The following is a 25,226-nucleotide window of genomic DNA, read 5'->3' on the forward strand; positions in this document are numbered from 1 at the left end:
CAACTAAAGCCTTGAGTGGCCCAGTATGCCGCGTTACCCCCTCGGGTTGCGATCACTTGCCGTGATTGAGTCGCTGCAGATTGCCGATCACCGACTCCAGGGCCCGATCGAACAGCAGGGTGTCGTCCAGAGCCCGTACCGCGCCGCGCTGGAACTCCAGGGCCAGGCCCATGCGCGTGCGCTCCAGGACCTTCATCCCGGTGCGGTTGACGAACACGTACTTGGCCACGGGATGGGGGACAATCGCCGCCAGCTTGCAGCGCAAGGTGGTGTCCTCCTCTTCCTGGAACTCGACCCAGGCCCCCAGCCGCAATTGATCGACCAGCAGCAGGCTGGGGTCGTTGGCCGGCAGGACCAGGGGCGCAGCCTCCAGCGGTCCTTCCTCGGCAGAAGGCAGGACAATCTCCTGGGCGACCACGATCATTTGCGCAGGCTCGGCCGACGAAGCGCTCCCGCGCAGCAGCGGCACCAGGGCCTGGCGCTCGAATGCCTGAAGATGCAGGGCCTCCAGCTGGCTGAAGAATTCGCTGGTGGCAAAGGGATCGACCGCCGCACCGTTCAAACCGTCACGCAGACCCTTGAGCAGTCCCGGCACCCGTTCCAGCAGGCGCATGGCCGCGTCCGCTTGCGGCTGGGGCTGCACACTCCAGATCAAGTCGTGCAGGGTGCGCTCGGCGGTCTGCCACTCGACGGAGTCATCGCCGTGCCTGAGGCAACTGAGCAGCAGCACCTGACTCCAGGCATCGCGAACAAAATCCACCACCTTGTGCGGCAGTACCTTGCCCAGCAGCGCCTCATTGAGTGCCTGCTCGACCCGGCGCCGGGCCAGTTCCGCCTTGGCTCGTCCTTCCTCGGCGTCTCGGGTGCGCTGCTCCAGCAACTCGGCACGACGTCGTTCGTCGGCGGTAAAGGCGAGAAAGTCGGCCAGCAGTTCGGAGAAGATCGTCGGGTCGTCGCTGAACTCGCTCAACAGGCGCTGCACCACCTGTTCGATGCGCAGGTACAGGCTGTCGCGCTGGTGGTCGTCGCAACCGCCCCAGCCCATGGCCGCCGCGGCGATTTCATTGAGCAGGCGTCGAGCCGGGTGGTTGCCGCGACTGAAGAAGCTCTTGTCCAGCACCGCGACCTTGAGCATGGGAATCTGCAGGCGCCCGATCAGCGCCTTGAGCGAGTCTGGCAGGTTGCGATCATCGAGGATGCACTCGAAGAGCATGGCGATCAGGTTGATCACGTCCTCGTCGGCCACGTCCACCACCCGCGACTTGCCGCTCTTGACGCTGACCCGAGTGAGCAGTTGCTCCAACTGGTTGCGCAGGTCGAAATCTTCCTGGGCGCTGGGGGGCGGTACGTATTGCTGCAGGTGCGAGAGCAGGCGCATCAGGTCGCGGGTGGAAATCGGCTGCGTCTCGGCGCTGGCTTCCAGGGTCGGCGCCACGCTGCCACGCACCTGCAGAAGCAAGGTCTGCAAGGCCGCGAAAACTTCCTGCACGCTCTCGTCGAGCTGGCATTGGCTGGGCTTGGTGCCTTCGCCAGCCTGTGCCTGGGCTTCGACCCGGGCTCGGTCCGAGGCTCGACGCGCCGGTGGCGGCATCAGCTCGGGTAGAATGCCGGTGGCGATCAACAGCTGGTTGGCTTCGCCAAAAAGCTGCTCGGCATCGCTGAGCACGTAACGCTCGAACAGCTTGAGGATGATCAACTTGACCTTGATCTCCACCCCCAGACTGCGCCCGGCCTGCAGGAAGTACTCACAAAGCAGCGCCGGCCCCAGGGGATTCTCCGCATCCAGCAGGCGTCGGCCCAGCAGCGCACTCAGGCGCTCCGTGAGTTGCCCGAGGGCAAAGCCTTCGCGGTTGAGGACCTTGGCCACCATGGCCTGCACCGCGACGTTCTTTTCCAGGTCATCCCGGGAGGGATCAAGGGACGGGTCGTATGCCACCGCGTGGGGAATGACCAGGGCGGGGTCGTATTGCACCAGGCTGGCAAAGGCTTCGAAAAACTTCTCCAGGAATGCGCGTTCGATGCTCTTGCGCTTCAGGCGCAGGTCGCGCATGGCTTCGAACAGGGTGTTCTGCTCGACATTGTTCTGGGCACGATCGGCCATTTCGAACAGGGTGTCGTCGGCGTTATCGAACAGCTCCTGCAAACCGTGGCGCAGTTGCTGGGCGGCCTTGTCACGAACCTGAAGCAGAATCACCGGCAGGCGGGCAAGCGGCGAAGCGTTCGCCTGATCTGTAGCCGCCTTGTGCAAAGGCACTACATTCCCGTCGTTGTGCATCCAAGCCTCCTGGAAAGGTGTTTCTTCGGTTCGAGATCAAGATTCAGTCAAGCCGACGGCGCTCACAGTCGGTTCTCAGCGGAGGCGGGTGCACTCCACAGCACTGCGTTTAAAAGGGAGCCAAAGATACGTCAAAGCTATGACGTCAATTACAAGTCATATTATCTTGTAAAACTCCCCTCTTGCGCCAGCAGACTCTGTCGCCTCTCCGGAAATAACCCTCAACTCACCAAGAAAGTTCACTTATCCCCATCAGACAAAACGACGAAAGAGCGGTTCGCCAGAGACTCACCGGCACTCGCCGCCTTGGGTTCGCTGATCCCATGCCCCTATAATCGGCGCACCTTGATTGTGGAGCCCGTTATGCCGAATCTACGCCTCGCCGACCTGACCGCCGAAATCGAAGCCAACGTGCGCCGCGCGTTGCTGGAAGACATCGGCAGCGGCGACATCACCGCGCAATTGATCCCGGCCGAACGCCTGGCCAAGGCCACCATCATTACCCGCGAAGCCGCGGTCATCGCCGGCACAGCCTGGGTGGACGCGGTGTTCCGCCAACTGGATCCGCGGGTCGCCGTGCACTGGCAAGTGGCTGACGGCGAGCGAGTGGTGCCCAACCAGGCGCTGTTTCACCTCGAAGGACCGGCCCGGTCGCTGCTCACTGGCGAACGCAGCGCGTTGAACTTCCTGCAACTGCTGTCCGGCGTGGCCACCCGTGCCCGCTATTTGGCCGACTTTGTCGCCGATACCCAGGTCAAGCTGCTCGATACCCGCAAGACGCTCCCAGGCTTGCGCCTGGCGCAGAAGTACGCGGTCACCTGTGGCGGCTGCCACAACCACCGCATCGGTCTGTATGACGCCTTCCTGATCAAGGAAAACCATATCGCTGCCTGCGGGGGCATCGCCCAGGCCGTCAGCGCCGCGCACAAGATCGCCCCGGGCAAGCCGGTGGAAGTGGAAGTGGAAAGCCTTGGGGAGTTGAAGCAAGCGCTGGCAGCCGGAGCCGACATCATCATGCTCGACGAACTGAGCCTGGACGACATGCGCGAGGCCGTGCGCCTGAATGCCGGCAAGGCCAAGCTGGAAGCCAGTGGCGGGATCAATGAAAGCACCCTGCGGCCGATTGCCGAAACCGGGGTGGACTACATTTCCATCGGCGCCATGACCAAGGACGTGAAGGCTGTGGACCTGTCCATGCGCCTGAGCCTGTGATGGATGAAAAACGCCAGCCTGGATCAGGCTGGCGTCGGGCTCAATCGTCGATTTCGTTGAGCTGCAGATAGTCCTCAAGGTCCATGCCCAGCGCTTCAGCAACCTCCTGATGCACCTCCAGCCGCATGGCCTTCAACTCCTCCGGTGTCTCGGCCACCAGATCGAGCACCAGCTCCCACGGCTCGATGCCGCGAGACTCTGCCTCGTCCTCAAACGCCCATTGCGCTTGCTGTTTCTGTTCTTCGGGGCTCAGGGCGCTGATTTCCTCTTGCAAGGAAGGCGTGGCAGCCAGGTACCGTTCAAGCGCTACGTCGATTCTTGCCTCTTTAGGAATCATCTCGTTCTCTCTGATCATGGGAATGGAAGATGGATCTGGATCGTTGGGATCTCTCTGCCGCAAAAAATCGTCGTGAACGGCGATTTATCTGGCCTTCAGAACCATTCGGGATCATCTGAAAACAGCATGCTGGTACTCAGACAGCAACCGAATATAGGACCTTTGAGCGACGATTTATATGACCTGATGCACCCATGAGGGAAAAATCGGCGAATTTGCGGGCCATCATCAGACACAGGCCCACCAGAAACCGCAGGAAACAAGGTTGCTCAGCCAGTTGTTGTGTCTTTTCTCAAGCAAACGCCTGCCTTGCCGAGTTCGAAAAATCTTCTGAGATTTTCCAGGATGTCGTACTGCTGGACTGTTCCATCGCGGGCAATATTCATTTCAGCCTTGGTCACCCACAAGTGTCCTTCCTTGCGTTGATTAGGAATAACGGAGAGCACGATATTGAACTTTGTAGCCTCAGGAAGCGTTCCGGCTGACTTGGGTTCATAAAAATTGAAAGTCAGCTGGTTATCATCATTGGGCGAGACGCTCTGCGCACTGACAACAGGCAGTCCAGCCTTCGCCGCTGCTGGAAAACGAGCCGAGAACAACACGTTTCTGTCCCGCACTTCTTTGGTGATCTCCAGATAATATTGTTCAGCATCTTTCACATTCGCCGGAGTCGTGCACTCTTCGCCCTCCATTGCAAAATACTGCCCCTCAAACTCATATGTAGGGGCCTTCTCGCAGGCTGCAAGGGCCAGCGACACTGCGCCAATCAACGCCAACTTCCACTTCTTCACGCTGAACACTCCATGATTCCCGGGCGCCATTATGGGCAATGCCGTTCGCTGGCACCACCTGATTCATGGCCAGCATCAAGTAACCGCATAAGCAACTAAGTACGACTCCCATCCCACCACTAAAGCATTGCCCTCAAATGCCAACGGCGAAATGGCCAGAAGCACGATAGGCACTAACGAATATAAAAAACGAAGTTTCGGTTCGGCTGACTATTTACCGACTGTAAGATCCTTTAAAAATGCCATTCAACAATCAACTACATGAGTAGCCAATTAAATAGAACAGCACGCCCAGCAATCCGCAGAATAAGCCGTGACGACTATCAATAATTTGCTATGAAGACTGCCCATGAACTCAACACAGGTTAAACCTGGCTGACGGCATTTCTTGAAGACGTATCTTTCGAGGGCGCTCATTCAGCGCGAGATGGACTTTGCTGGAGGGGCCATACAGTTGCAAACCGCTCCAAACTCGATTCTGGTGCCGGTGACAGGAATCGAACCTGCGACCTTCGCGTTACGAGTGCGCTGCTCTACCGACTGAGCTACACCGGCGTGGGCTAAAACCTAGCACCCGTACCCTGGACCAGCAACCAAGAAGCCTTGCCGCAGATAGCAAAACGCCCCGAACCAGTCGGGGCGTTTGCTTGTTCAGCATGAGGCTATAGGACGATTAAACGCCCGAAGCCTTGGCCGCTGCCACGTCTTTGATGGACAGCTTGATACGGCCGCGGTTGTCCACGTCCAATACCAGCACTTCCACTTCCTGACCTTCTTTCAGGATGTCGGTGACTTTCTCAACGCGAGCGTCGCTCAGCATGGAGATGTGCACCAGACCGTCCTTGCCCGGCAGGATGTTGACGAAAGCGCCGAAGTCGACGATGCGCTCAACCTTGCCGAGGTAGATCTTGCCGATTTCGGCTTCCGCGGTGATGCCCAGAACGCGCTGACGCGCGGCTTCTGCCGCTTCCTTGGTTTCGCCGAAGATCTTGATCGAGCCGTCGTCTTCGATGTCGATCGAAGCCTTGGTCTCTTCGCAGATCGCGCGGATGGTGGCGCCGCCTTTACCGATGACGTCACGGATCTTGTCGGTGTCGATCTTCATCGCGATCATGGTCGGTGCGTTGGCCGACAGTTCGCTACGGGACTGACCGATGATCTGGTTCATCTGGCCGAGGATGTTCAGGCGAGCTTCCAGGGCCTGGCCCAGGGCGATCTCCATGATTTCTTCGGTGATGCCCTTGATCTTGATGTCCATCTGCAGCGCGGTCACGCCTTTGGCGGTACCGGCTACCTTGAAGTCCATGTCGCCCAGGTGATCTTCGTCACCCAGGATGTCGGTCAGGACGGCGAACTTCTCGCCTTCTTTAACCAGGCCCATGGCGATACCGGCAACCGGTGCCTTCATCGGCACACCGGCGTCCATCAGTGCCAGGGAAGCACCGCACACGGAAGCCATGGAGCTGGAACCGTTGGATTCGGTGATTTCCGACACTACGCGGATGGTGTAAGGGAACACGTCGGCGGCTGGCAGCATGGCCTGGACCGAACGACGGGCCAGACGGCCGTGACCGATTTCACGACGCCCCGCGCCGCCCATGCGACCACACTCGCCCACCGAGAACGGAGGGAAGTTGTAGTGCAGCATGAAGGGGTCTTTCTTCTCGCCTTCCAGGGTGTCCAGCAGCTGTGCGTCGCGGGCAGTACCCAGGGTCGCAACTACCAGGGCCTGGGTTTCGCCACGGGTGAACAGGGCCGAACCGTGGGTCTTCGGCAGGACGCCGACTTCGATGTTCAGCGGACGTACGGTGCGGGTGTCGCGGCCGTCGATACGTGGCTTGCCGTTGACGATGTTTTCGCGAACGGTGCGGTATTCGATCTCGCCGAAAGCGGCTTTGACCTCGGCAGCCGAAGGCTGGCCTTCTTCACCGGAGAGCTTGGCAACCACTTGGTCTTTCAGCTCACCCAGGCGCGCGTAACGGTCGGCCTTGACGGTGATGGTGTAAGCCTGGGAGATGGCTTCGCCGAACTCGGCACGGATAGCGCCCAGCAGTTCGGTGGCTTCTGGGGCAGCAGCCCAGTCCCAGGTAGGCTTGGCCGCTTCGGCAGCCAGCTCTTTGACAGCCTTGATCACCGACTGGAATTCGTCGTGGGCGAACAGTACCGCGCCCAGCATCTGGTCTTCGGTCAGCTCTTTGGCTTCCGATTCAACCATCAGTACGGCTTCTTCGGTACCGGCCACGACCATGTCCAGGCTCGAAGCAGCCAGTTGTTCGTAGGTCGGGTTCAGCAGGTAGCCGGTGCTTTCGTGGAAAGCCACGCGAGCGGCGCCGATCGGGCCGTCGAAAGGAATGCCGGAGATCGCCAGGGCAGCCGAGGTACCGATCATCGCAGCGATGTCCGGATCGGTCTTCTTGCTGGTGGAAACCACGGTGCAGACAACCTGCACTTCATTCATGAAGCCTTCTGGGAACAGAGGGCGGATTGGACGGTCGATCAGACGCGAGGTCAGGGTCTCTTTCTCGGAAGGACGGCCTTCACGCTTGAAGAAACCGCCAGGGATCTTACCGGCAGCGTAAGTCTTTTCCTGGTAGTGCACGGACAGAGGGAAGAAGCCCTTGCCTGGATCCGCTTGCTTGGCGCCCACCACGGTCACCAATACGCTGACGTCGTCGTCAACGGTGACCAATACTGCGCCGGAGGCTTGACGGGCGATACGGCCAGTCTCGAGGGTGACGGTCGACTGACCGAACTGGAATTTTTTGATTACCGGGTTCACGGTGTCCTACCTTCTTTGTGGCTCTTGGGGAAACTTGCTTCTTGCGAAATTCTTGGGCAATGCGGGGAATCGGCCCAGCCTTTATTGTCCAGGTAAAACAGTGCAGCAGATAAAACTTGAGGCTGGGAGCCTGCCATACGCCGGCGGAAAAACCGCTGACGCATGGCAAACAACCAACCTCATAGCGCAATCGCTGATTAGCGACGCAGACCCAGACGAGCGATCAGGGTGCTGTAACGGCTCAGGTCTTTGCCTTTCAGGTAGTCCAGCAGCTTACGACGCTGGTTTACCATGCGGATCAGGCCACGACGGGAGTGGTGGTCTTTACCGTTGGCTTTGAAGTGACCTTGCAGTTTGTTGATGTTGGCGGTCAGCAGTGCAACTTGCACTTCTGGCGAACCAGTGTCACCAACAGCTTGCTGGTAGTCGGTTACGATCTGAGCTTTTTCTTCAACGCTGAGTGCCATGTGGGCAATCCTTATATCAGGAAACTGTTCAAGAACAGTTTCAACAGGCCAGGGACAAATCCCTGTATCTATAAATGAGTAGTGACCGTGCCTGTTAACAGCCACCCTCGTCCGGTCATTCTGACCGAATCAGTCGACGCGGCGCGATGCGCCCGTCTTCGCTCACTTCACCGATACCGATGAAGCGACCGTTGTGATCCTGTACCCGCACCATGCCGAACTTCGGTGCATCCGGGGCACGTACCGGCTGGCCATTGAGCCAGTAGAACGCGCTGTGCTCCGAGAACTGCAGCAGCGGCCAATCCAGCAGGCCGCTGTCCGATGGCATCAGGAAGCGATCCACCGCTTCGTTGCCGCCCTCGGCGTGCACGGCTTCAAGCTCTTCCAGGGTGACCGTCTGGGCCAGGCTGAAAGGTCCGGCCTGGGTCCGTCGCAGTTCTGCAACGTAAGCACCGCAGCCGAGCTTTTCACCAATATCTTCCACCAGGGTGCGGATATAGGTGCCTTTGCTGCAGTCCACCGCCAGGCGCGCAGTGTCGCCTTCACAGGCGAGTAATTCCAAGCGCGCAATAGTAACAGAACGCGGTTCGCGCTCCACCACTTCCCCTGCACGAGCCAGTTTGTAGAGGGGCTGGCCATCGCGCTTGAGGGCGGAGTACATCGGCGGTATCTGTTTGATTTCACCGCGAAATTCCGGCAATACCGCTTCGATATCGGCACGACCAACGGTCACTTCACGGGTCTGCAAAACTTCGCCTTCAGCGTCCGCCGTGGTGGTGGTCTTGCCCAATTGCATCAGGGTTTCGTAACCCTTGTCGGAATCGAGCAGGTATTGCGAGAACTTGGTGGCCTCGCCAAAGCACAGCGGCAGCACACCGGTGGCCAGGGGGTCGAGGCTGCCGGTATGACCGGCTTTCTCGGCATTGAGCAACCAGCGGACTTTCTGCAGCGCCGCGTTGGAGGTGAAGCCCAGCGGCTTGTCCAGGAGGATGATGCCGCTGACGTTACGACGGATACGCTTGACCTGAGCCACCGCTTACTCCTTGGCGTCTTCAGGGGCAGGCGCGTCGCCATGCTGGCTGTCTTCAGCCACGGCACGCTCGATCAGGGCCGACAGGTGTGCCCCGCGAGCTACGCTTTCGTCGTAATGGAAGTGCAGTTGCGGCACGCTGCGCAGCTTCATTTCCTTGGCCAGTTGCATGCGCAGGAAACCTGCCGCCGAGTTCAGCACCTTGATGCTCTGGGCGATCTCTTCGGCGTTTTCCTGGCCCATCACGGTGATGAAAATCTTCGCGTGACCGACATCACGGCTGACTTCCACGGCGGTGATAGTCACCAGGCCGACGCGTGGATCCTTGACTTCGCGACGGATCAGCTGCGCCAGTTCGCGCTGCATCTGATCACCGATGCGTTGGGTACGGCTGTATTCTTTTGCCATGTCTTGTTACCTGTTACTGCCTCACGGTGAAACCCGTGTGGTCTGAAAGCGGCAAACGCCCGGCCTGGCAGGAGCCAGACCGGGCGTTGCGTTTAGAGGCCGCTGGAGGAGCCGGGCACTTGCATGCGGCGGGCCACCAGGGCTCTTGAAGTGCGCGAGTTAGAGGCTGCGAGCAACCTGGACCTTCTCGAAGACTTCGATCTTGTCGCCGACTTTGACGTCGTTGTAGCTCTTCACGCCGATACCGCATTCCATGCCGGCACGCACTTCGGACGCGTCATCCTTGAAGCGGCGCAGGGATTCCAGCTCGCCTTCGAAGATAACGATGTCTTCACGCAGTACACGGATTGGACGGTTACGGTGCACGACACCTTCGATGACCATGCAACCGGCGATCGCGCCAAACTTCGGCGAGCGGAACACGTCGCGAACTTCGGCAACACCCAGGATGTTCTCCCGAACGTCGCTGCCCAACATACCGGTCAGGGCTTTCTTGACGTCTTCGATGATGTCGTAGATCACGTTGTAGTAACGCATATCCAGACCTTCCTGCTCGACGATCTTCCGTGCACCGGCATCGGCACGCACGTTGAAGCCGAACAGTACAGCGTTGGAGGCCAGTGCCAGGTTGGCATCGCTTTCGGTGATACCACCGACGCCGCCGCCCACTACGCGCACTTGCACTTCGTCGTTGCCCAGACCGTTCAGAGCGCCTTGCAGAGCTTCCAGCGAACCACGGACGTCGGATTTGAGGACGATGTTGAGCGTCTTCTTCTCTTCCTGGCCCATGCTTTCGAAGATGTTTTCCAGCTTGCCGGCGTGAGCACGGGCCAGCTTGACCTCGCGGAACTTGCCTTGACGGAACAGAGCCACTTCACGGGCTTTCTTCTCGTCGGCCACTACGCTCATCTCGTCGCCAGCATCCGGAGTACCGTCCAGGCCGAGGATCTCGACCGGAATGGAAGGACCGGCTTCCTTGATTGGCTTGCCGTTCTCGTCGAGCATGGCGCGCACGCGGCCGTAGTTCGAGCCGACCAGCACCATGTCGCCTTGACGCAGCGTACCGTCCTGAACCAGCACGGTGGCTACCGGGCCGCGGCCCTTGTCGAGACGGGATTCAACCACGACACCACGGCCAGGAGCCGAAGGAGTCGCCTTGAGTTCCAGTACTTCGGCTTGCAGCAGAACGGCTTCGAGCAGGTCGTCGACACCCGTACCCATTTTCGCGGAGACCGGTACGAACGGCGTATCGCCACCCCAATCTTCCGACGTCACGCCGTGAACCGAGAGTTCACTGCGGATACGGTCCAGGTCGGCGCCCGGCTTGTCGATCTTGTTCACCGCAACCACCAGCGGAACGCCGGCAGCTTGAGCGTGCTGAACAGCTTCAACGGTCTGCGGCATCACGCCGTCGTCCGCTGCAACCACCAGGATCACGATGTCGGTGGCCTTGGCACCACGGGCACGCATGGCGGTAAACGCGGCGTGACCTGGGGTGTCGAGGAAGGTGACCATGCCGCGCTCGGTTTCTACGTGGTAGGCACCGATGTGCTGGGTAATGCCACCGGCTTCGCCCGCGGCCACTTTGGCGCGACGGATGTAGTCCAGCAACGAAGTCTTACCGTGGTCAACGTGGCCCATTACGGTCACGACCGGCGCACGGGCAACCGCTTCACCTTCGAACTTCAGGGACTCGGCCAGGGAATCTTCCAGGGCGGTGTCGCTGACCAGGGTCACTTTGTGGCCCAGTTCTTCAGCAACCAGCTGGGCAGTTTCCTGATCCAGAACCTGGTTGATGGTGGCTGGAGTACCCAGCTTGAACATGAACTTGATGACTTCGGCAGCCTTGACCGACATCTGCTGGGCCAACTCGCCCACAGTGATGGTCTCGCCGATCTGCACGTCACGTACCACTGGCCCGGTCGGGCTCTGGAAACCGTGAGCGTTGCGTTTCTTCAGCTTGGCCTTGCCGCGACCACCACGACGGAAGCCATCGCTTTCTTCGTCGGTGGTACGTGGAGCAACACGCGGTGCTGGTGCCTTTTCCTTGACCGAAGCACGATGCGGAGCGTTTTTGCGCTCGCCATCGCCGCTGCGACGGTTGTCGTCGTTGCGGGACTTGTCCGGACGGCGCTGCTCGTCTTTCTTGCGCTCGGCCACTGGTGCCGGAGCGGCCACCGGTGCTTCTTGCACAGTTTCGACCACAGGCGCAGGTGCAGGGGCTGCAGCAGCTTGCGCAGCAACAGGCTCGGCAACCGGAGCAGGCTGGCGACGCGCTTCTTCTTCGGCGCGACGCTTGGCTTCTTCTTCAGCCTTTTGACGAGCAGCATTTTCTACTGCGCGACGTTCTTCCAGTTCGCGTTGACGCTCGGCTTCGATTTCTTCCGGGCTGCGCTGCACGAAGACTTTCTTCTTGCGCACTTCAACGCTGATGCTCTTGCTGCCAGCAACACGCAGGGTGCTGGTGGTCTTGCGCTGCAAAGTGATCTTGCGTGGTTCTTCCACTTTCGCCTTGTGGCTGCTTTTCAGATGAGTCAGCAACGACTGCTTCTCACTGTCGCTCACATGTTCCTCGGCGGCGGTGTGCGGCAGACCTGCCTCACGCATCTGCTGCAGCAGGCGCTCTACCGGTGTTTTGACCTCATCGGCCAGTTGTTTCACCGTGACTTGCGTCATGCACTTCTCTCCTCAGGCCGCGCCTAATTACTCGAACCAGTGGGCTCGGGCGGCCATGATCAACTTGCCGGCACGATCATCGTCAATGCCGTCGATGTCGAGCAGGTCGTCAATAGACTGCTCGGCCAGGTCTTCGCGGGTAATTACGCCGCGCACCGCCAGTTCCATCGCCAAATCCTTGTCCATACCCTCAAGCGAGAGCAGGTCTTCGGCCGGATGGGCGTCTGCCAGCTTTTCCTCAGTAGCGATGGCTTTAGTCAACAAGCGATCCTTGGCCCGAGCGCGAAGCTCGTTGACGATGTCTTCGTCAAAGCCGTCGATGTTGAGCATTTCTTCCAGCGGTACGTAGGCAATCTCTTCCAGGCTGGTGAAGCCTTCATCAACCAGAACCTGTGCCAGTTCTTCATCGACTTCCAGCTCATCGATGAAATTGCGCAGGATGTCGCCGGTTTCTGCTTGCTGCTTGGCCTGGATGTCCGATTCGGTCATCACGTTCAGGGTCCAGCCAGTCAATTGGCTGGCCAGACGCACGTTCTGACCACCGCGACCAATGGCCTGAGCCAGGTTGTCTGCGCCAACGGCGATGTCCATGGCATGGGCATCTTCGTCAACGATAATTGCCGCGACCTCAGCCGGCGACATGGCATTGATCACGAACTGCGCCGGGTTCTCGTCCCACAGGACGATGTCCACACGCTCGCCGCCCAACTCGCCGGAAACGGCCTGGACGCGCGAACCGCGCATACCAATGCACGCGCCCTGCGGGTCGATGCGTTTGTCTTTGGAGCGGACTGCGATCTTGGCCCGCGAACCCGGATCACGGGAGGCGGCCATGACTTCGATCAGGCCTTCGGCAATTTCCGGCACTTCGATACGGAACAGCTCGATCAGCATTTCCGGCGCGGTACGCGACAGGATCAGCTGCGGGCCGCGGTTCTCGGTGCGGATTTCCTTGAGCAGCGCGCGCAGACGCACGCCAACCCGGAAAGTCTCACGGGAGATGATGTCTTCACGGGCCAGCAACGCTTCGGCGTTGTTGCCCAGGTCGACGATCACGTTGTCACGTGTCACTTTTTTCACGGTGCCGGAGATGATTTCACCCAGGCGCTCGCGATAGGCATCAACCACCTGTGCGCGCTCGGCTTCGCGAACCTTCTGCACAATGACCTGCTTAGCGGTCTGGGCAGCGATGCGGCCGAACTCGATGGATTCGATTTTCTCTTCGATCACATCACCGACTTTAGCGTCGGGATGGGTTTCACGAGCCTTGCTCAACCAGGTCTCGACCGCTGGATCATCCAGATCGGCTTCTTCGACCACCGTCCAGCGACGGAAAGTCTCGTAGGAACCGGTGTGGCGATTGATTTCCACACGCAGGTCCACTTCGTCTTCAAAACGCTTTTTGGTAGCAGTGGCCAGGGCCAGCTCCAGCGCTTCAAAAATCACGCTTGCCGGTACACCCTTTTCATTGGATACCGACTCAACAACCAGCAGTACTTCTTTGCTCATCGTACGCCTCGCCTTTCGCAAGCCATTGGATCCGCGGGATCCGCGTCTCAGTCAAAACTGGGAATAATGTTGGCCTTGTCGATCATATCGATCGGCAACAGAAACTCGTGATCATCCACCTGCACCACGACGTCCTGCTCCTCCACCCCGCGGAGAAGGCCCTGAAAATTACGCCGACCTTCGAAGGGCGAGCGCAGCTTGATCTTCACTTGCTCACCGACATACTTGGCAAACTGTTCAAGGGTGAACAGTGGGCGTTCCATGCCAGGAGAGGAAACTTCAAGGGTGTATTCAACGGAGATCGGGTCTTCCACGTCGAGAACACCACTGATCTGACGGCTGACGATGGCGCAATCGTCCACCAACACGCCGCCTTCTTTATCGATATAAACGCGCAACAATGAGTGGCGACCCTGAGCCGAAAACTCAATACCCCAGCATTCATAGCCAAGGGCCACGACCACCGGGGCCAACAAGGCCTGCAACTGTTCTAGCTTGCTCGACACCTGAACCCCCTCGTGCATGCTTGTGCAAATAAAAAATGGGCGAAGCGCCCATCCCGGAAACGCCGTTGAATAGCGGCGCTGTAAAGTGTCCAGCTAACAAAAAGCCCCTGAAAAGGGGCTCCGCTGAAACTGGTTGCGGGGGCCGGATTTGAACCGACGACCTTCGGGTTATGAGCCCGACGAGCTACCAGACTGCTCCACCCCGCGACAAAGCTGGGGCGGAAGTATACGACCGATCCCTTTTTGGGTCAATGTAACCTTCCACCTACAAGAAAGCCCGCAACAGCGGGCTCTCCTGACAATTGGTACCGAGAAGGGGACTCGAACCCCTACACCCTATGGGCACAACCACCTCAAGGTTGCGTGTCTACCAATTCCACCACCTCGGCATAGACTACATTACTGCGTGAAACTCTTCTTACTTCTGCTCTGGAGCTGGAGGTACGTCAGTCGCACTGTTGGCCGACTTTTGCTCTTGGAGCACCGGGACATCATCAGAAGCCGGTTTTTGCTTTGGTACTTCAAGTACTGCTGGATCTGGCAAACCTACTTGAGTCAGCTGGTGAGCTTTCTCTTTAGCAAAGTAACCTAACCCCAAGCTAGTTATGAAGAAACAGGCGGCAAGTATAGCAGTAAACTTACTAAGAAAGGTAGAGGAACCTTGGCTTCCGAACACAGTATTTGAAGCACCTGCACCGAAAGACGCGCCAGCATCGGCACCTTTACCCTGCTGCAGCAAAACCAGAGCAACTACGCCCAGGGCACCCAGCAGATGAAAAACGACTACGACTGTTTCCAGCATTTTTTCAGTTTCCCGCGGCGCGACAGATCGCACCGAACTCATCTGCATTCAGGGAAGCTCCACCAATGAGCCCCCCATCGATATCCGGCATGCCGAACAGTTCGACCGCATTGGCCGCCTTCACGCTGCCGCCGTATAGAAGCCGCACTCCTCGTGCCACTTCAGAATTCTCTGCCGCCAACTGTGCGCGAATGGCTGCGTGCACATCCTGCGCCTGTTGCGGTGTTGCAGTCAGCCCGGTACCAATGGCCCAGACCGGCTCGTAAGCGATAACCGCATTGGCGAAAGCGCCAACACCCAACTCTTCGATGATGCTGCCCAGCTGACGCCCGACAACCTCTAGAGTCTTACCAGCTTCGCGCTGCTCAAGGGTTTCCCCTACACACAGAACCGGCTTCAAACCACAGGCCTGCGCTGCTGCAAACTTGCGATTGAGAGTCGCGTCACGCTCACCCATGATCAGGCGGCGCTCGGAGTGCCCAACCAGCACCAGGGAGCAACCTGCATCCACTAATTGACTCGGGGCGATTTCGCCCGTCAACGCACCTTGCATGGATTCCACCGCAGAGTTCTGCGCGCCGACCTGAATCGACTTGCCTTTCAAGCCATCAATAACTTGATTGATATACAAGCAAGGCGGGAATACCGCGACATCAACACCGCTTGGCAAGGCCAGATGACGAAGGCCGTTGATCAGCTCAGCGACGCTGGCGCGGGTACCGTGCATCTTCCAGTTACCAGCTACCATAGGGCGACGCATGCTGTACCTCGTCGGTCAAAGTGGGCGCAGATGTTACCCAACCAAAACAACACTGGCAAGCCGAAATCAGGCAGAAACTTCAGCAACCAGTTTTGCCAGCTCATCGGCGTAGGCTCGAACCTGCGCTTCATCGTCACCTTCGACCATGACACGCACCAGCGGCTCAGTGCCGGACTTGCGCAGCAAAACCCGGCCACGCCCCGCCATAGCGGTCGTAACGCGCTCACAAGCCTCTTTCACAGCAGGATGCTCAACCGGACTGTCGCCGCCACCAAAACGGACGTTGACCAGCACTTGAGGGCATTTGCGCAGCCCCTGGCGTGATTGCGCCAGACTTTCACCGCGCGCCTTGAGCGCCATCAGCACCTGCAGCGCGGCAATGATCGCATCACCGGTGGTCGCGTGGCGGAAGCACACGATATGGCCGGAATTCTCTCCACCCACCAACCAGTTGCGCTCAAGCAGCTCAGCAATCACATAACGGTCGCCAACATTGGCTCGCACAAAAGGAATACCCAGATCCGCCAACGCCAGCTCAAGACCGAGATTACTCATGAGAGTACCGACCACGCCGCCCTGCAACTTGTCTCGCTCATGCAGATCACGAGCGATGATGAACAACAGTTCATCACCATCAACGATGGCGCCGGTCTGGTCGACCATCAGCACCCGGTCACCGTCACCGTCGAAGGCAATCCCCAGGTCCGCATGCTCTGCCAGAACTGCCGCCTGCAGTTGCGCCATATGAGTCGAACCGCAGTTCTCGTTGATGTTCAGGCCGTTAGGTTGCGCGCTAAGCACCGTCACTTGCGCACCCAGCTCACGGAACACACTGGGCGCTACCTTGTAGGTCGCGCCGTGAGCACAGTCCAGGACGATCTTCAGGCCGGCGAAGCTGGTGCTGGAAGGCACGCTGCTCTTGCAGAACTCGATATACCGCCCCGAGGCGTCATTGATTCGCGATACCTTGCCGAGTTTGCTCGACTCGACCACGGTCATCGGAGCGTCCAGCAACTCTTCGATCATCAGCTCTACTTCGTCGGGGAGTTTGGTACCTTCGCCCGAGAAGAATTTGATGCCGTTGTCATCGTGAGGATTGTGCGAAGCACTGATGACAATGCCCGCTTCGGCGTGAAAGGTGCGCGTCAGGTAAGCGATCGCCGGCGTTGGCATCGGCCCCAACAACATCACATCCGCGCCGGCGGCGGACAATCCGGCCTCCAGAGCCGACTCGAACATATAGCCAGAAATACGGGTGTCCTTGCCCACCAGCACACGGCAAGCCCCCATGCTGCGGAAAGCCATGCCTGCCGCCCAGCCGAGCTTGAGCATGAAGTCTGGAGTAATCGGGTATTCGCCCACACGACCACGAATGCCGTCGGTGCCAAAGTATTTCTTCGTCATAAGTACTCCATCATTCTTATTCGGCGGATTCCACTGCCGCAATCATTCGCACCACATCCACCGTTTCGGCAACATCATGGACGCGGATAATCTTCGCGCCCTTGGTCACCGCCAGCGCCGCAAGTGCCAGACTGCCGTGCAATCGCTCGGCTACAGGTCGATTCAGGGACTGACCAATCATGCTTTTGCGCGACACCCCAACCAGCAGGGGGCGCCCAAGGACATGCAAGGTCTCCATATGCTTGAACAGACTCAAATTGTGCTGCAGGGTCTTGGCAAAACCAAAGCCCGGGTCAAGGACAATGCGCTCAGCCTCGATCCCCGCCGACGCACACGCGGCCATCCGCTCAAGCAGAAACTCACTCACCTCCCGAGTGACATCCTCGTAGTGCGGGTTGTCCTGCATGTCGCCAGGCTCACCGAGCATATGCATCAGGCATACAGGCAAACCTGTAGCGGCCGCCGCATCCAGGGCACCATCACGGCGCAATGCGCGCACATCATTGATCAACCCCGCTCCCAGGCGAGCAGTTTCGCGCATGACAGCCGGCGTTGAGGTATCAACGGAAATAACCACATCCAGCTCGCGATTAATTCGCTCCACGACCGGGGCCACACGCTCCAACTCTTCCAGAGGCGATACCGCACGGGCACCTGGCCGCGTCGACTCGCCACCGATATCGATCAGCGTAGCACCAGCCAGGACCATGGCCTCGGCATGCCGCAAGGCGACATCCAGCTGACTGAAGCGACCGCCATCGGAGAAGGAATCGGGGGTTACATTGAGAATGCCCATGACATGCACACGGGCCAAATCAAGAACCCGGTTGCCGCAAGGCAACCGGGTGGAGGAAGGAACAGAAGTCATTTAAAACCTTAGTGGTCGGCAGCAGGGCCGCCGATGGGTGTTTCCGGACGTTCGTTTTGCACCACTGGAGGAGTAGTGCCCGAACCGCCCTCCCAATCACGAGGTTCACGCGGAGTACGCCCGGCCATGATGTCGTCAATCTGATCAGCATCGATGGTTTCGTACTTCATCAAGGCGTCTGCCATGGCGTCCAGCTTGTCGCGGTTGTCGGTCAGGATCTGCTTGGCAGTGCCGTAGCACTGATCAATGATGCTGCGCACTTCAGAGTCGATCAGCTTCGCCGTTTCAGCGGACAAGCTGGCGTGCTGGCTGCCTGCACTACGACCCAGGAATACTTCGCCCTCTTCTTCCGCGTACATCAACGGACCGAGCTTTTCGGACAACCCCCACTTGGTGACCATGTTCCGGGCAATCTGACTGGCGCGCATGATGTCGTTGGATGCACCGGTGGTCACACCGTCAAAACCAAGAGTCATCTCTTCTGCGATACGGCCACCATAGAGCGAGCAGATCTGGCTGATCAGGGCCCGCTTGGACAGGCTGTAGCGGTCTTCTTCCGGCAGGAACATGGTGACGCCCAACGCCCGACCGCGAGGAATGATCGAGACTTTGTAGACCGGATCATGCTCAGGCACGACTCGACCGACAATGGCGTGGCCAGCTTCGTGATAAGCGGTGTTCTGCTTTTCTTTCTCGGACATGACCATGGATTTGCGCTCAGCGCCCATCATGATCTTGTCCTTGGCCAGCTCAAACTCTTTCATTTCGACAATACGCTTACCAGTACGAGCCGCGAACAGCGAGGCCTCGTTCACCAGGTTCGCCAGGTCCGCACCGGAGAAGCCCGGAGTACCGCGCGCGATCACTGCCGGAGCGACATCTTCGCCCATTGGCACTTTGCGCATGTGAACCTTGAGAATCTGCTCACGGCCGCGAATATCCGGCAGCCCCACCACCACTTGACGGTCGAAACGACCGGGACGCAGCAGCGCCGGGTCGAGTACGTCTGGACGGTTGGTAGCGGCAATCACAATGATGCCGTCGTTCATTTCAAAGCCATCCATCTCAACCAGCAATTGGTTGAGGGTTTGCTCACGCTCATCATGACCGCCGCCCATGCCGGCACCACGGTGACGACCGACAGCGTCGATCTCATCGATGAAAATGATGCATGGCGCATGTTTTTTGGCCTGTTCGAACATATCGCGAACACGGCTGGCACCGACACCGACGAACATCTCGACGAAGTCAGAACCTGAAATGGTGAAGAACGGCACCTTGGCTTCACCCGCAATGGCCTTGGCCAGCAGGGTCTTACCGGTACCCGGAGGACCGACCATCAGCACGCCGCGAGGAATACGACCACCCAAACGCTGAAACTTGCCTGGATCACGCAGGAACTCAACTAGCTCGCCAACTTCCTCTTTGGCCTCGTCACAACCTGCGACGTCAGCCAGAGTGGTTTTAACTTGATCTTCAGAGAGCAGACGCGCCTTGCTCTTGCCAAAGCTCATCGGCCCACCTTTGCCGCCTGCCCCACCCTGCATTTGCCGCATGAAGAACATGAAGACTGCAATGATCACCAGGATCGGGAAGCTGGCGACCAACAGTTGGGTCCAGATACTTTGCTGCTCAGGTTGTTTGCCTTCGACCACAACATGGTTGTCCACCAAGTCGCCAATCAGGCCGTTGTCCTGAATCGCAGGGCGGATGGTCTTGAAGCTGTCGCCATCGTTGCGCTTGCCGGTAATCACGTAGCCATCAACAGCTACGCGCTCGACCTTGCCATCCTTAACTTGCTGGATGAAGTCGGAATAGTTGAGGGTCTGCGGCTCGTTAGGGCTGGAGAAGTTGTTCATCACCGTCACCAGGACGGCAGCGATGATCAACCACAGGATCAGATTCTTTGCCATGTCGTTCAATTAACTACCCTCTGAAGCAAGCTCCGCTACTGGCGCGCGCTTCGCATGATATTCACCGGCCTAACTTACTACATTACCTACAGCTCTGGCAGGCGCTGTCTGTAACCCTATGTGAAACTTAGACTACACAATATGCGTTTAATCTGACGGGGCGAAATACGAAAATCCTATCACCCCGGTCAAAAACCTTACTCACTCACTGCGCCCCCGGAAGCCGCGCCCAAGCAGATACTGCTCTCGGGAACGGTCACGAGAAGACGTCGGCTTACGCATCTGTACTTTCTCGAACATCTGCCGAACGCTCTTGTGGTACTCGTCAAAACCTTCACCCTGGAAGATTTTGATCAGAAAATCACCACCTGGACGTAGTACACGACTGGCAAGGTCCAGCGCCAATTCGCACAAGAACATCGCCCGCGGCATATCCACAGCCGCTAACCCACTCATATTGGGGGCCATATCGGAAATCACAAGGTCGACTTCCGAATTTCCAACAGCCTCGAGAATCTGTGCCAGCACCGCATCCTCGGTGAAGTCCCCTTGAATAAAGGTCACATCGGGAATGCTGTCCATCTCCAGGATATCGGAAGCAATCAGTCGCCCCTGACCACCAATCAGACGACTGGTCACTTGCGACCAGCCACCCGGCGCAGCACCCAGGTCGATAACACTCATGCCAGGACGGATAAGGCGGTCCTTTTCCTGGATCTCCAGTAGCTTGTAGCTGGCACGAGAACGATACCCATCTTTTTGCGCCATTTTGACGAATGGGTCGTTGAAGTGCTCTTTCAGCCAGTTATGGCTTGTCTTGGAACGGGCCACGGGCCACCTCAAAAATAAAACGGGTCGTGATTAACTGGGCGGTCCCGGACTCGCTCGGGTAAACTGGCCGCCGCTTTTTACAAGATCAGACGCAGGGGTCAGATTATGCCGCTCACTCAAGAGCAGAAGAAACAGTACAAATCCATTGGCCACCATCTGAAACCAGTATTGACTGTGGCTGACAACGGTTTGACCGAAGGTGTGCTAGCCGAACTTGAACGCGCCTTGAGCGATCACGAGCTGATCAAGATCAAGCTCAACATCCTTGAGCGCGAGTCGCGCCTGGAAGCCATTGCCGAACTGTGCAAAGCCGGCAAAGCGGATCTGGTGCAAGTCATCGGCAAGATGGCGTTGATCTACCGCAAGAACGCCAAGGTAAACAAGCAATTGTCGAACGTCCATCGTTTCCACTGACGTCGACAAGGGTCAAGGGTGTGCCTGGCGCACCCTTCCACCCCATCCCGGCACTGGCTGCAACACCAATACCAGACCGGAAAACCCCAGAACCAGATAGCTGAACAACTGCCAGCGCTGAGCCTCCGGCAGCAGAATGCGTACAGTGAAATACATCCCGCACGCATACATCGCCATCAACAGCAGTTGCCCCCGAATATCCCGCCATAGACTTTTCAGCCCTTCGGACTGAATCAGTACCGCCGCCTGCAGAATCAGGCATGCCGCCGAAAAACCCACCAACAACGCACTGAGCAAGGTGGAAATTTCTTCGATCAGCAAAGGGGCAAGACCAATCTGCCCCAGGGCGGGAAGCAAGCCGAGATGCAACAACCATAAGCCGCCAACCCACAACATCTGGGTCAGCTGCCAAAGCATGGCGCCCGCTTGCAGCGGGCGCCTTCTTTCAGATGTGACGGACTTCGACAATCTCATACTCGATAACGCCGCCAGGCGTTTTGACCGCCACCACATCACCCTCTTCCTTGGCAATCAAGGCGCGAGCGATCGGCGAACCGACGGAGATTTTACCGAGCTTGATATCAGCCTCGTCCTCACCAACGATCTGGTAGGTGACACTTTCGTCGGTTTCGACGTTAGCGATCTCCACCGTGGTACCAAAAATCACCTTGCCGCTATGAGGGATGGTCGTGACATCAATGACCACCGAGTTCTGCAAGCGGCCTTCGATATCACGGATCCGCGCCTCGACCATACCCTGCTGCTCACGAGCAGCATGGTATTCGGCGTTTTCTTTCAGATCACCCAACTCACGGGCCGTACCGATGTCCTGGCTGAGCTTCGGACGCACGACCTTGGTCAGGTGAGCATGCTCTTCTTCCAGGGCGCGAGCGCCCTGGACGGTCATTGGGTATTTATTCATGCCTTCAATCCTGCGTGTAGATCCTGCAAGCGACGCACGGTCTTTTCCGGACCGAACTTCAACGCTTCGCAGATAGCTTCGCCAGCAGCAATGGTGGTAGTGCAGTAGATCTTGTGCTGCAAGGCGTTACGACGAATGGAATACGAGTCAGCGATAGACTGACGACCTTCAGTGGTGTTGATGATCAGGGTGACTTCGTCGTTCTTGATCATATCGACCACATGCGGACGACCTTCAGTCACCTTGTTCACGCGACGCACTTTCAGGCCGGCCGCCTCGATCACCTTGGCGGTGCCTGCCGTCGCAACCACTTCGAAGCCCAAGTTGATCAGATCACGGGCTACGCCTGCAACCAGCGGCTTGTCATCATTACGCACGCTGATAAATGCAGTGCCGCCAGTTGGCAATACTTCGCTGGCGCCCATCTGGGCCTTGGCAAAGGCTTCACCGAAAGTATCGCCCACACCCATCACTTCACCGGTGGACTTCATCTCTGGGCCGAGGATCGGGTCAACACCCGGGAACTTGGCAAAGGGGAACACCGCTTCCTTGACGCTGTAGAAGTTCGGAATGATCTCCTTGGTGAAACCCAGCTCTTTCAGAGTCTTACCCGCCATCACACGGGCAGCGATCATTGCCAGCGAGACACCGATGCACTTGGACACGAAAGGCACGGTACGGGAGGCACGCGGGTTCACCTCGATCACGTAGATCTGCTCACCCTGCAGGGCCAGCTGCACGTTCATCAGACCGACCACACCCAGTTCCAGGGCCATTTTCTTGACCTGCTCACGCATCTCGTCCTGGATGTGCGCCGGCAGCGAGTACGGCGGCAGCGAGCACGCGGAGTCACCAGAGTGAACACCGGCTTGCTCGATGTGCTGCATGATTGCGCCGATCACCACATCGGTGCCGTCACAAACGGCGTCCACATCCATTTCGATGGCGCAGTTGAGGAAGTGGTCCAGCAGCACCGGGCTGTCGTTGGACACCTGGACCGCTTCGCGCAGGTAGCGCTTGAGCTCTTCTTCCTCATAAACGATTTCCATCGCCCGACCGCCCAGAACGTAGGACGGACGCACCACCAGCGGATAGCCAATCTTGGTCGCGGCACGAATCGCTTCGTCTTCGCTGCGCACGGTGGCGTTTGGTGGCTGACGCAGGTTCAGGCGCTCGACCATCTGCTGGAAACGCTCACGGTCTTCGGCACGGTCGATAGCGTCAGGGCTGGTACCGATGATCGGCACGCCGGCCGCTTCCAGGGCACGAGCCAGTTTCAGCGGAGTCTGGCCGCCGTACTGCACGATCACGCCTTTAGGCTTCTCGACGCGGACGATTTCCAGCACGTCTTCCAGGGTCACTGGCTCGAAGTACAGGCGATCAGAGGTGTCGTAGTCAGTGGAAACGGTTTCCGGGTTGCAGTTGACCATGATGGTTTCGTAACCATCGTCGCGCAGCGCCAGCGCAGCGTGTACGCAGCAGTAGTCGAACTCGATACCTTGGCCGATACGGTTTGGACCGCCGCCCAGGATCATGATCTTGTCGCGAGTCGACGGCGCGGCCTCGCACTCTTCTTCATAAGTCGAGTACAGATACGCGGTGTCAGTGGCGAACTCGGCAGCGCAGGTGTCGACGCGCTTGTAGACCGGGAACACTTCCAGTTTGTGACGGTGAGTACGCAGGTTTTTCTCGGTCACACCCAGCAGCTTGGCCAGACGCTGATCGGAGAAGCCTTTGCGCTTCAGGCGGAACATCAGGTCGCGATCAATGGCCGACAGACCCAGGGTCTTGACCCTCTCTTCTTCCTTGATCAGATCTTCGATCTGCACCAGGAACCAAGGGTCGATCATGTTCATGCCGAAGATCTGCTCGACGGTCATGCCGGCACGGAAGGCATCAGCCACGTACCAGATACGCTCGGCGCCTGGCACGGTCAGCTCGCGCTTGAGCACGTTCATGCTTTCCGGATTGCTCAGGTCGAGCTTCGGATCCAGGCCGCAAACGCCCACTTCCAGACCGCGCAGGGCTTTCTGCAGGGATTCCTGGAAAGTCCGGCCGATGGCCATGACTTCACCAACAGATTTCATCTGGGTGGTCAGACGTGCGTCGGCCTTGGAGAACTTCTCGAAGGCGAAGCGTGGCAACTTGGTCACGACGTAGTCGATAGACGGCTCGAAGGACGCCGGAGTCTTGCCGCCGGTGATGTCGTTGGACAGCTCATCCAGGGTGTAGCCCACTGCCAGCTTGGCCGCGACCTTGGCGATCGGGAAGCCGGTAGCTTTCGAAGCCAGCGCCGAAGAGCGGGACACCCGCGGGTTCATCTCGATCACGACCATGCGGCCAGTGTTCGGGCAGATGCCGAACTGCACGTTGGAGCCGCCGGTTTCCACGCCAATCTCGCGCAATACCGCCAGGGAGGCGTTACGCAGGATCTGGTATTCCTTGTCGGTCAGGGTCTGCGCCGGAGCCACGGTGATCGAGTCACCGGTGTGCACGCCCATCGGGTCGAAGTTTTCGATGGAGCAGACGATGATGCAGTTGTCCTTCTTATCGCGGACCACTTCCATCTCGTACTCTTTCCAGCCGATCAGCGATTCGTCGATCAGCAGCTCCTTGGTCGGCGACAGGTCCAGACCGCGGGCGCAGATTTCTTCGAACTCTTCACGGTTGTAAGCAATACCGCCGCCGGTGCCGCCCATGGTGAAGGACGGACGGATGATGCAAGGGAAGCCCAGCTTGTCGAGAACCGCATTGGCCTCTTCCATGCTGTGAGCGATACCGGAACGTGGGCACGCCAGGCCGATGGACTTCATCGCGGCGTCGAAGCGCGAACGGTCTTCGGCCTTGTCGATGGTGTCGGCGTTGGCACCGATCATCTCTACGCCGAACTTCTCCAGGACGCCTTCGCGCTCCAGGTCCAGGGCGCAGTTCAGAGCCGTCTGGCCGCCCATGGTTGGCAGCAGCGCGTCCGGGCGTTCTTTCTCGATGATCTTGGCAACGGTCTGCCACTTGATCGGCTCGATGTAAGTGGCGTCGGCCATGGCCGGGTCGGTCATGATGGTGGCTGGGTTGGAGTTCACCAGGATGACCCGGTAACCCTCTTCGCGCAGGGCCTTGCAAGCCTGGGCGCCGGAGTAGTCGAATTCGCAGGCCTGGCCGATCACGATCGGGCCAGCGCCAAGAATCAGGATGCTTTTAATGTCTGTACGTTTTGGCATGGGTTGTCACTCAAATCCGCAGGTCAGTCGGCAAGCCGTCTTGAACATTCTCTGAGGCGCCTGAGGGGATTCCGCCGGACTCGCCGGGGCCACCCTCAAGCGCT

21 protein-coding genes and 3 tRNA genes are annotated in these 25,226 nt (G+C 58.5%); 2 read left to right on the top strand and 22 right to left on the bottom strand.

Annotation, left to right across the window (positions count from 1 at the left end; genetic code table 11):
- Nucleotides 1–52 precede the first annotated feature (52 nt).
- Nucleotides 53–2,275 carry a DUF1631 domain-containing protein gene (locus ACMGG8_RS30325; protein ID WP_414158924.1) on the bottom strand — a complete coding sequence of 741 codons (2,223 nt, stop codon included), beginning with the start codon at nt 2,273–2,275 and terminating at the stop codon, nt 53–55.
- A gap of 363 nt (nt 2,276–2,638) precedes the next feature.
- On the opposite strand from ACMGG8_RS30325, the gene nadC reads away from it, so the two are divergent.
- Nucleotides 2,639–3,487: a carboxylating nicotinate-nucleotide diphosphorylase gene (nadC, locus tag ACMGG8_RS30330; protein WP_060837493.1), complete on the top strand. Its 849-nt coding sequence runs from the start codon at nt 2,639–2,641 to the stop codon at nt 3,485–3,487.
- A gap of 40 nt (nt 3,488–3,527) precedes the next feature.
- On the opposite strand, the gene ACMGG8_RS30335 is transcribed toward nadC, so the two are convergent.
- From ACMGG8_RS30335 to rlmE, 18 genes are all read right to left on the bottom strand, one after another.
- Complete coding sequence (locus ACMGG8_RS30335; RefSeq protein ID WP_042942084.1) at nt 3,528–3,824, bottom strand: DUF6388 family protein; 297 nt, start codon at nt 3,822–3,824, stop codon at nt 3,528–3,530.
- Nucleotides 3,825–4,093: 269 nt separating this feature from the next.
- Nucleotides 4,094–4,615 carry a hypothetical protein gene (locus tag ACMGG8_RS30340; RefSeq protein WP_414158925.1) on the bottom strand — a complete coding sequence of 174 codons (522 nt, stop codon included), beginning with the start codon at nt 4,613–4,615 and terminating at the stop codon, nt 4,094–4,096.
- 479 nt (nt 4,616–5,094) lie between these two features.
- Nucleotides 5,095–5,170 (bottom strand) — tRNA-Thr (locus ACMGG8_RS30345).
- Between the two features lie 118 nt (nt 5,171–5,288).
- Entirely contained in the window at nt 5,289–7,394 is a 2,106-nt protein-coding gene (gene pnp, locus ACMGG8_RS30350) for a polyribonucleotide nucleotidyltransferase (protein ID WP_016967781.1), read from the bottom strand.
- A 197-nt stretch (nt 7,395–7,591) separates the two neighbouring features.
- Nucleotides 7,592–7,861, bottom strand: coding sequence for a 30S ribosomal protein S15 (gene rpsO / locus ACMGG8_RS30355; protein ID WP_060837491.1), 270 nt, complete (start codon nt 7,859–7,861; stop codon nt 7,592–7,594).
- Nucleotides 7,862–7,976: 115 nt separating this feature from the next.
- Nucleotides 7,977–8,894, bottom strand: coding sequence for a tRNA pseudouridine(55) synthase TruB (truB, locus tag ACMGG8_RS30360; protein WP_060837490.1), 918 nt, complete (start codon nt 8,892–8,894; stop codon nt 7,977–7,979).
- A gap of 3 nt (nt 8,895–8,897) precedes the next feature.
- Nucleotides 8,898–9,299, bottom strand: a complete 402-nt coding sequence (gene rbfA / locus ACMGG8_RS30365) for a 30S ribosome-binding factor RbfA (protein ID WP_016967778.1) — start codon at nt 9,297–9,299, stop codon at nt 8,898–8,900.
- Nucleotides 9,300–9,458: 159 nt separating this feature from the next.
- Nucleotides 9,459–11,975, bottom strand: a complete 2,517-nt coding sequence (gene infB / locus ACMGG8_RS30370) for a translation initiation factor IF-2 (RefSeq protein WP_060837489.1) — start codon at nt 11,973–11,975, stop codon at nt 9,459–9,461.
- Nucleotides 11,976–12,002: 27 nt separating this feature from the next.
- Nucleotides 12,003–13,484: a transcription termination factor NusA gene (nusA, locus tag ACMGG8_RS30375; RefSeq protein WP_011059201.1), complete on the bottom strand. Its 1,482-nt coding sequence runs from the start codon at nt 13,482–13,484 to the stop codon at nt 12,003–12,005.
- 47 nt (nt 13,485–13,531) lie between these two features.
- Nucleotides 13,532–13,990, bottom strand: coding sequence for a ribosome maturation factor RimP (gene rimP, locus ACMGG8_RS30380; protein ID WP_041120545.1), 459 nt, complete (start codon nt 13,988–13,990; stop codon nt 13,532–13,534).
- Nucleotides 13,991–14,120: 130 nt separating this feature from the next.
- Nucleotides 14,121–14,197 (bottom strand) — tRNA-Met (locus tag ACMGG8_RS30385).
- A 96-nt stretch (nt 14,198–14,293) separates the two neighbouring features.
- Nucleotides 14,294–14,379 (bottom strand) — tRNA-Leu (locus ACMGG8_RS30390).
- A gap of 29 nt (nt 14,380–14,408) precedes the next feature.
- Nucleotides 14,409–14,792, bottom strand: a complete 384-nt coding sequence (gene secG / locus ACMGG8_RS30395; RefSeq protein WP_414158926.1) for a preprotein translocase subunit SecG — start codon at nt 14,790–14,792, stop codon at nt 14,409–14,411.
- 4 nt (nt 14,793–14,796) lie between these two features.
- On the bottom strand, nt 14,797–15,552 hold the full coding sequence (gene tpiA / locus ACMGG8_RS30400) for a triose-phosphate isomerase (RefSeq protein ID WP_011059200.1): 756 nt from the start codon (nt 15,550–15,552) through the stop codon (nt 14,797–14,799).
- Between the two features lie 66 nt (nt 15,553–15,618).
- A complete protein-coding gene (gene glmM / locus ACMGG8_RS30405; RefSeq protein WP_016967235.1) occupies nt 15,619–16,956 on the bottom strand; it encodes a phosphoglucosamine mutase in 1,338 nt (445 codons plus the stop codon).
- A 16-nt stretch (nt 16,957–16,972) separates the two neighbouring features.
- Complete coding sequence (gene folP, locus ACMGG8_RS30410) at nt 16,973–17,824, bottom strand: dihydropteroate synthase (protein ID WP_414158927.1); 852 nt, start codon at nt 17,822–17,824, stop codon at nt 16,973–16,975.
- Between the two features lie 8 nt (nt 17,825–17,832).
- Nucleotides 17,833–19,737, bottom strand: a complete 1,905-nt coding sequence (ftsH, locus tag ACMGG8_RS30415) for an ATP-dependent zinc metalloprotease FtsH (protein ID WP_060837486.1) — start codon at nt 19,735–19,737, stop codon at nt 17,833–17,835.
- A gap of 201 nt (nt 19,738–19,938) precedes the next feature.
- Nucleotides 19,939–20,568 (bottom strand): 23S rRNA (uridine(2552)-2'-O)-methyltransferase RlmE, encoded by a 630-nt coding sequence (gene rlmE, locus ACMGG8_RS30420; protein ID WP_016967229.1) that lies wholly within the window; start codon nt 20,566–20,568, stop codon nt 19,939–19,941.
- Between the two features lie 105 nt (nt 20,569–20,673).
- Here rlmE and ACMGG8_RS30425 point away from each other — a divergent pair, with 105 nt between their 5' ends.
- The gene (locus ACMGG8_RS30425) at nt 20,674–20,982 is read left to right on the top strand and encodes a YhbY family RNA-binding protein (protein ID WP_007920867.1); all 309 of its coding nucleotides are present in this window, start codon (nt 20,674–20,676) and stop codon (nt 20,980–20,982) included.
- A 12-nt stretch (nt 20,983–20,994) separates the two neighbouring features.
- Here the strand turns inward: ACMGG8_RS30425 and ACMGG8_RS30430 are convergent, their stop codons facing one another.
- From ACMGG8_RS30430 to carB, 3 genes are read right to left on the bottom strand one after another with little or no spacing between them, the layout of a single operon-like run.
- On the bottom strand, nt 20,995–21,399 hold the full coding sequence (locus ACMGG8_RS30430) for a hypothetical protein (RefSeq protein ID WP_060837485.1): 405 nt from the start codon (nt 21,397–21,399) through the stop codon (nt 20,995–20,997).
- A gap of 28 nt (nt 21,400–21,427) precedes the next feature.
- Nucleotides 21,428–21,904, bottom strand: coding sequence for a transcription elongation factor GreA (gene greA, locus ACMGG8_RS30435; protein WP_060837484.1), 477 nt, complete (start codon nt 21,902–21,904; stop codon nt 21,428–21,430).
- Nucleotides 21,901–25,122, bottom strand: a complete 3,222-nt coding sequence (gene carB / locus ACMGG8_RS30440) for a carbamoyl-phosphate synthase large subunit (protein ID WP_060842455.1) — start codon at nt 25,120–25,122, stop codon at nt 21,901–21,903. Before carB ends, greA begins: the two co-directional genes overlap by 4 nt.
- Nucleotides 25,123–25,226: the final 104 nt, after the last annotated feature.

It is taken from the genome of Pseudomonas sp. BNK-45 (assembly GCF_047456255.1).
In the GTDB taxonomy this organism is placed as follows: Bacteria; Pseudomonadota; Gammaproteobacteria; order Pseudomonadales; family Pseudomonadaceae; genus Aquipseudomonas.